Annotated in this window: 8 protein-coding genes, 1 tRNA gene and 2 rRNA genes (1 of these 11 running past the window's edge); all 11 read left to right on the top strand. The window is 36.9% G+C overall.

Annotation, left to right across the window (positions count from 1 at the left end):
• A 23S ribosomal RNA gene (locus MKZ30_RS10995) occupies positions 1–21 on the top strand (it extends 2,892 nt beyond the left edge of the window).
• A 96-nt stretch (positions 22–117) separates the two neighbouring features.
• Positions 118–233 (top strand): 5S ribosomal RNA (gene rrf / locus MKZ30_RS10990).
• A gap of 6 nt (positions 234–239) precedes the next feature.
• Positions 240–313 (top strand) — tRNA-Asn (locus tag MKZ30_RS10985).
• A gap of 192 nt (positions 314–505) precedes the next feature.
• Positions 506–1,510, top strand: a complete 1,005-nt coding sequence (gene bgsA / locus MKZ30_RS10980) for a cell wall glycolipid biosynthesis glucosyltransferase BgsA (protein ID WP_002416427.1) — start codon at positions 506–508, stop codon at positions 1,508–1,510.
• Between the two features lie 46 nt (positions 1,511–1,556).
• Complete coding sequence (bgsB, locus tag MKZ30_RS10975) at positions 1,557–2,780, top strand: cell wall glycolipid biosynthesis glucosyltransferase BgsB (RefSeq protein ID WP_010821089.1); 1,224 nt, start codon at positions 1,557–1,559, stop codon at positions 2,778–2,780.
• Positions 2,781–2,852: 72 nt separating this feature from the next.
• Positions 2,853–3,743, top strand: a complete 891-nt coding sequence (locus tag MKZ30_RS10970; RefSeq protein WP_002359377.1) for an NAD(P)-dependent oxidoreductase — start codon at positions 2,853–2,855, stop codon at positions 3,741–3,743.
• Positions 3,744–3,843: 100 nt separating this feature from the next.
• Positions 3,844–4,074: a YkuJ family protein gene (locus MKZ30_RS10965; RefSeq protein ID WP_002379802.1), complete on the top strand. Its 231-nt coding sequence runs from the start codon at positions 3,844–3,846 to the stop codon at positions 4,072–4,074.
• A 389-nt stretch (positions 4,075–4,463) separates the two neighbouring features.
• On the top strand, positions 4,464–4,904 hold the full coding sequence (gene fabT / locus MKZ30_RS10960) for a fatty acid biosynthesis transcriptional regulator FabT (RefSeq protein WP_002362455.1): 441 nt from the start codon (positions 4,464–4,466) through the stop codon (positions 4,902–4,904).
• Between the two features lie 15 nt (positions 4,905–4,919).
• Entirely contained in the window at positions 4,920–5,885 is a 966-nt protein-coding gene (locus tag MKZ30_RS10955) for a beta-ketoacyl-ACP synthase III (protein WP_033600830.1), read from the top strand.
• Positions 5,886–5,937: 52 nt separating this feature from the next.
• Positions 5,938–6,165, top strand: coding sequence for an acyl carrier protein (locus MKZ30_RS10950; RefSeq protein ID WP_002356278.1), 228 nt, complete (start codon positions 5,938–5,940; stop codon positions 6,163–6,165).
• Between the two features lie 136 nt (positions 6,166–6,301).
• Entirely contained in the window at positions 6,302–7,258 is a 957-nt protein-coding gene (gene fabK / locus MKZ30_RS10945; protein ID WP_002356279.1) for an enoyl-[acyl-carrier-protein] reductase FabK, read from the top strand.
• Positions 7,259–7,277: the final 19 nt, after the last annotated feature.

Below are 7,277 nucleotides of genomic sequence, written 5' to 3'. Positions count from 1 at the left end.
ATCGGTCGAGGACTTAACCAAAGAATGGATAAGTAAAAGCAACTTGGTTATTTTGATTCAAACTTCAATCCAGTTTTGAGTGAATGAAGATTCAACTCAATAAGAAACAACACCCAGTGTGGTGGCGATAGCGAGAAGGATACACCTGTTCCCATGCCGAACACAGAAGTTAAGCTTCTTAGCGCCGATTGTAGTGAAGGGTTTCCCTTTGTGAGAGTAGGACGTCGCCACGCGATTATTCCGGCATAGCTCAGTTGGTAGTAGCGCATGACTGTTAATCATGATGTCGTAGGTTCGAGTCCTACTGCCGGAGTTGAGCAAAAGCAAAAACCAACTTGGTTTTTGCTTTTTTTGTTTTATTCACTATTTTTTGATAAGCTTGAAGAAGGGACTTTAAAAACATTTATAAGATTAAAAGGATCCTACCGAAGATTGAATACATCAAATTTTAGCTATGGTATAATGTGTTTATTATAGTTAGTAAAGCAGAAAAGGAGGAGCGGGTTTGAAAATATTGTTATATTTTGAAGGTGAGAAAATCTTAGCTAAATCAGGCATTGGTCGAGCATTAGATCACCAGAAACGAGCGCTCTCTGAAGTTGGAATAGAATATACATTAGATGCTGATTGCAGTGACTATGATATATTGCATATTAATACATATGGCATAAATAGCCATCGTATGGTCAGAAAAGCACGCAAACTAGGAAAAAAAGTTATTTATCATGCCCATTCGACAGAAGAAGACTTTCGTAATTCCTTTATTGGGTCTAATCAACTAGCACCATTAGTAAAAAAATATCTTATCAGTTTGTATTCCAAAGCGGATCATTTAATTACACCAACACCGTATTCTAAAACATTGCTGGAAGGTTATGGCATTAAAGTGCCTATTTCGGCGATCTCAAATGGTATTGATTTATCACGTTTTTATCCTTCAGAAGAAAAGGAACAAAAATTCCGAGAATATTTTAAAATAGATGAAGAGAAAAAAGTAATTATTTGTGTGGGATTATTTTTTGAACGCAAAGGAATCACTGATTTTATTGAAGTTGCACGACAGTTACCAGAGTATCAATTTATCTGGTTTGGTGATACACCAATGTATTCTATCCCTAAAAATATCCGACAATTAGTTAAAGAAGATCATCCAGAAAATGTTATTTTCCCAGGTTATATTAAAGGAGATGTCATCGAAGGGGCGTATGCGGCAGCGAATCTCTTCTTTTTCCCTTCGCGTGAAGAAACGGAAGGAATTGTTGTTTTAGAAGCATTAGCTAGTCAGCAACAAGTTTTAGTGCGTGATATTCCAGTTTATCAAGGCTGGCTAGTGGCTAATGAAAATTGTTATATGGGTCATTCTATTGAAGAATTTAAAAAATATATTGAAGGCTTATTAGAAGGGAAAATACCTAGTACTAGACAAGCAGGCTATCAAGTAGCAGAGCAAAGAAGTATCAAGCAAATTGGTTACGAGTTAAAAGAAGTCTACGAAACAGTCTTATCTTAACAAATATTGAAGACAGTTATTGTTAGATGAAATGGAGGTAATGAGAGTGAAAATTGGTTTTTTTACTGATACGTATTTCCCGCAAGTGAGTGGGGTAGCGACTTCTATTAAGACCTTAAAAGATGAATTAGAAAAGCACGGCCATGAAGTGTATATTTTTACGACAACCGATCCTAACGCGACTGATTTTGAAGAAGATGTCATACGAATGCCTAGTGTGCCATTCGTATCTTTTAAAGATCGCCGAGTAGTGGTTCGCGGCATGTGGTACGCCTATTTAATTGCCAAAGAATTGGAATTAGATTTAATTCATACACATACTGAATTTGGTGCGGGTATTTTAGGGAAAATGGTTGGGAAAAAAATGAAAATTCCTGTCATCCATACGTATCATACGATGTATGAAGATTACTTACATTATATTGCTAAAGGAAAAGTTGTCCGTCCATCACATGTTAAATTCTTTTCAAGAGTGTTTACAAATCATACGACAGGTGTTGTTTGTCCCAGTGAACGTGTAATAGAAAAATTACGGGATTATGGAGTGACCGCACCAATGAGAATTATTCCAACAGGGATCGAAATTGATAAGTTTTTACGTCCCGATATTACTGAGGAAATGATCGCTGGAATGCGTCAACAACTAGGTATTGAAGAGCAACAGATTATGTTGTTATCGTTAAGTCGAATTTCTTATGAAAAAAATATTCAAGCAATTATTCAAGGGTTGCCACAAATTATTGAAAAATTACCACAAACTCGTTTAGTAATAGTTGGAAATGGTCCCTATCTAGAGGATTTAAAAGGATTAGCAGAAGAACTAGAAGTCAGTGAATACGTTCAATTTACGGGTGAAGTGCCAAATGAAGAAGTCGCGATTTATTATAAAGCTGCTGACTATTTTGTCAGCGCCTCAACGTCGGAAACACAAGGCTTAACTTATACAGAAGCGATGGCTGCTGGTGTTCAATGTGTTGCAGAAGGGAACGCCTATTTAAATAATTTATTTGATCATGAAAGCTTAGGCAAAACTTTTAAGACAGACAGTGATTTTGCCCCAACATTGATTGACTATATACAAGCAAATATTAAAATGGACCAAACTATTTTAGATGAAAAATTATTTGAAATTTCTTCTACAAACTTTGGCAACAAAATGATTGAATTTTATCAAGACACATTGATTTACTTTGATCAACTTCAAATGGAAAAAGAAAATGCGGACTCAATAAAAAAAATTAAAGTAAAATTTACATCTTTAAGAAAATAAACTGCAAAACTTTCCTCCTTCGTTTATACTGAAGGAGGAAAGTTTTTTATTTTAAGAACGGAGGAAGCTACTATGTCTAAAATCGGCTTTATTGGAACGGGTGTCATGGGGAAATCAATTATTCGTAATATGATGAAAAACAATTTATCTGTCAATGTTTATAATCGAACAAAAAGTAAAACAGATGATTTAGTTGCTGAAGGAGCAGTTTGGTATGATACGCCAAAAGCAATTGCGGAAGCCAGCGATATCATTTTTACAATGGTTGGCTTTCCTTCAGATGTTGAAGGCGTGTATTTTAATGAAACAGGGATTTTTCAAGCAGATCTTACAGGTAAAATAGTAGTAGATTTAACCACAAGTACGCCCACCTTGGCTGAAAAGATTGCCAAAAAAGCAGCAGAAGTGGGTGCTCATGCGTTGGATGCGCCAGTTTCTGGTGGTGACTTAGGTGCTAAAAATGGTACTTTAACAATTATGGTTGGTGGTGATCAAGAAAGTTATGAGACCGTCTTACCAATTTTCAAAACATTTGGTAAAACATTTATGCTACATGGCTCAGCTGGAAAAGGGCAACACACTAAGATGGCGAATCAGTTAATGATTGCAGGCACAATGACCGGTTTGACTGAAATGCTCGTTTACGCAAATGCGACAGGATTAACTTTAGAAAAAGTTCTGGAAACAGTCGGTGGTGGCAGTGCTGCAAACTGGTCATTAAGTAATTATGGACCACGTATTTTAAAAGAAGATTATACGCCAGGCTTTTTTGTTAAACATTTTATCAAAGATTTAAAGATTGCGTTAGATGAAGCAAAAAAACTTGACCTTCCATTACCAGCGACGCAAAAAGCGACAGAATTATATGAAAGCCTTGCAGATAAAGGGTTTGAAAATGATGGCACACAGGCCTTAATTAAGCTTTGGTGGACAGATGGCAAGCAACCAACGAATAAAAATTAAAGAACAACAAAAAAATCAAAAAAAATGACGAAAAATCATGCAAGTTAGGCAATGTTTTGTTACAATGGTACAGAACTAGTTTGCAAAAGGAGGCCCACTGATGAAACATTCACAACTTGTGGCGATTATTAAGAGACTGGAAGCAATGATCGAAGCAGCAGATAATGAAGTACAAGTACGCCGCTTTGAACGTGAAGGCGTAGAGAAATGTATTGTAAGTTTTGATAAATCAACAGAAACATTTGAATTAACAGAATCTGATACGCACCAAAGCTATCAATTCGATAACATCGATATTGTAGCAATGGAAATTTACGACTTAATTCAATAATTAATCGTCCTACATTTTAATAAGGGAGTGGAGTAGAAGCACCAAAGCTTCTGGTTCACTCTCTTCTCGTATTATCCAGTCAAGTTGTAGCAATAGCTTAGTGGGAGTTTAAGAATTATATAACAAAAATCACTGGCACTTCTCAATCAGGGGAGTGCCAGTGATGCTTTTTAGTTGCACTTCTTTCCTTTTTCTGTGAAAATAGTTTGGGTATCAAAGTAATTGATCCTTTTTTTAAAAGCCTCGTCCCTTGAAAATGCGCCTTTTTTGAAATGTTTGAAGAATATTTCATTAAAAATATAGAAAATTCTCTTGCATTCTTTGCTTATTTACGATATAGTTTGAACATCAAATGTTTTGATAATCAAAGTATATGGATGGTGCACAGAATGGAACCTAATTTAGAAACAGTCAACGATTACTTAGTCAGTGTCTTTAATGACATCTTAACGATTGAAGAATCTGAATTGAAAAAATCACAATTTAATGATTTATCCATTACGGAGATGCACACAATCGAAGCAATTGGTATGTACAAGAAAAAAACGTCTTCAGAAGTAGCCAAGGAACTGTCAATTACCGTTGGAACACTTACTGTAGCGATTAACAACTTAGTTAAAAAAGGCTATGTTGAACGTTTGCGTAGTGAAGATGATCGACGTGTAGTAAAGCTTGGCTTAACCAAAAAGGGAAAATTACTTTTTAGAGTCCATCAGCATTTTCATCGTGAAATGGTTAAAAACATTTTGAAAGGCATGGAGCAAGAAGAAGAACAAGCGCTGTTAAGAGCACTAAAAAATCTTCATGATTTCTTGCAAGAATACAAATAAAAAGTGAGGATCCCCATGAAGAATTATGCACGAATTAGTTGTACAAGCCGTTATGTTCCAGAGAATTGTGTCACGAATCACCAACTGAGTGAAATGATGGATACCTCTGATGAATGGATACATTCGCGAACAGGCATTAGTGAACGTCGTATCGTTACGCAAGAAAATACGTCTGATTTATGTCATCAAGTCGCAAAACAGTTATTGGAAAAATCTGGAAAGCAAGCAAGTGAGATTGACTTTATTTTAGTTGCAACAGTGACACCAGATTTCAATATGCCTTCTGTTGCTTGCCAAGTGCAAGGCGCAATTGGCGCCACTGAGGCATTTGCTTTTGACATCAGTGCAGCGTGTTCTGGTTTTGTCTATGCCTTAAGCATGGCAGAAAAACTAGTCTTAAGTGGTCGTTATCAAACAGGTCTAGTAATTGGTGGCGAAACATTTTCCAAAATGTTGGATTGGAACGATCGCTCCACAGCGGTGCTTTTCGGTGATGGGGCTGCCGGCGTCTTGATTGAAGCGGCTGAGACACCGCATTTTCTAAATGAAAAATTACAAGCAGATGGACAACGGTGGGCGGCTTTAACGTCAGGCTACACGATCAACGAAAGTCCTTTTTATCAGGGGCATGAGCAGGCTAGTAAGACGCTACAGATGGAAGGACGTAGTATTTTTGATTTTGCGATTAAAGATGTTTCACAAAATATTTTATCCCTCGTGACGGACGAAACCGTGGATTATCTTCTACTACATCAAGCAAATGTGCGCATTATCGATAAAATTGCACGTAAGACGAAGATTTCCCGCGAGAAGTTTTTAACGAATATGGATAAATATGGCAATACCTCAGCTGCTAGCATTCCTATTTTGTTGGATGAAGCAGTTGAAAATGGGACCTTAATTTTAGGTTCCCAACAACGCGTGGTGCTAACAGGATTTGGCGGCGGCTTAACATGGGGCTCACTGCTCCTAACGCTGTAAAAAACTGTTCACATATAAATGAAGAAAATGACTATTTTGGAGGAATATACACATGGTATTTGAAAAAATTCAAGCAATTATCGTAGAAGAATTAGGAAAAGATGCTGAAGAGGTACAATTAACTACAAACATTCAAGAAGAATTAGACGCGGATAGCTTAGATTTATTCCAAATCATTAACGAAATCGAAGATGAATTTGATGTGAAAATCGAAACAGAAGATGGCATCCAAACCGTTCAAGATTTAGTAACATATGTAGAAAAACAACAAGCAAACTAATACATGAAAATAGGGGGCTGGGACATTTAATTGCTAAATGACCCAGTCCCTAAAAAAACAAGTAAATAAGCTGGAAAAATCCTTTTTTACTTGAATGAAGTGTACTTATCTTAGAACTAAAGGACGTATAAAATCAATGAATCAACAGTTATGTGAGTTGCTTGGAATTAATTATCCCATTTTTCAAGGCGGTATGGCTTGGGTAGCCGATGCTTCATTAGCAAGTGCCGTGTCAAACGCTGGTGGATTAGGGATTATTGCTGGCGGCAATGCCCCAAAAGAAGTCGTAAAAAAAGAAATTAAAAAAGTTAAAGAATTAACGGAACAACCCTTTGGTGTCAATATCATGTTACTTTCACCTTTTGCCGATGAAATTGTCGATTTGGTTTGTGAAGAACAGGTTCCTGTCGTAACGACAGGTGCGGGCAATCCAGCCAAATACATGGCTCGTTTTAAAGAACATAACATTAAAGTAATCCCAGTAGTTCCTTCAGTTGCTTTAGCAAAAAGAATGGAAAAAATTGGTGCCGATGCTGTCATTTTTGAAGGAATGGAAGCTGGTGGACATATTGGCAAGTTAACCACTATGAGTGGCTTACCGCAAATCGTTGACGCTGTGTCAATTCCTGTGATTGCAGCAGGTGGGATTGGTGATGGTCGTGGTATGGCTGCTGCCTTTATGTTAGGTGCTGAAGCAGTCCAGTTAGGCACACGTTTTTTAATTGCCAAAGAATGCAACGTTCATCCAGATTATAAACAGAAAGTTTTAAAGGCACGTGATTTAGATGCAGTAATTACCTGTCAACATTTTGGCCATCCAGTGCGTACTTTAAAAAATAAATTAACTGCTCAATATAATCAATTAGAAAAGCAAGAACTCCAAAAAGAAGTGCCTGATTTAGAAATGTTTGAAAAAATTGGTCAGGGCGCTTTGCGCAAAGCTGTCGTTGACGGGGATATGGATTACGGTTCCGTCATGGCGGGACAAATTGCCGGGTTAATAAAAAAAGAAGAAACAGCCCAAGAAATCATTGATTCACTCATGTCTGAATGCAAAGCGATTGTACATAAGATGAATCAGCGTTGGGGCTAAGTGAATAATTTTAACAAAA

Source organism: Enterococcus sp. LX10 (genome assembly GCF_023539285.1).
Classification (GTDB): Bacteria; Bacillota; Bacilli; order Lactobacillales; family Enterococcaceae; genus Enterococcus; species Enterococcus faecalis.
This window is presented reverse-complemented; position numbering and strand designations above follow the sequence as displayed.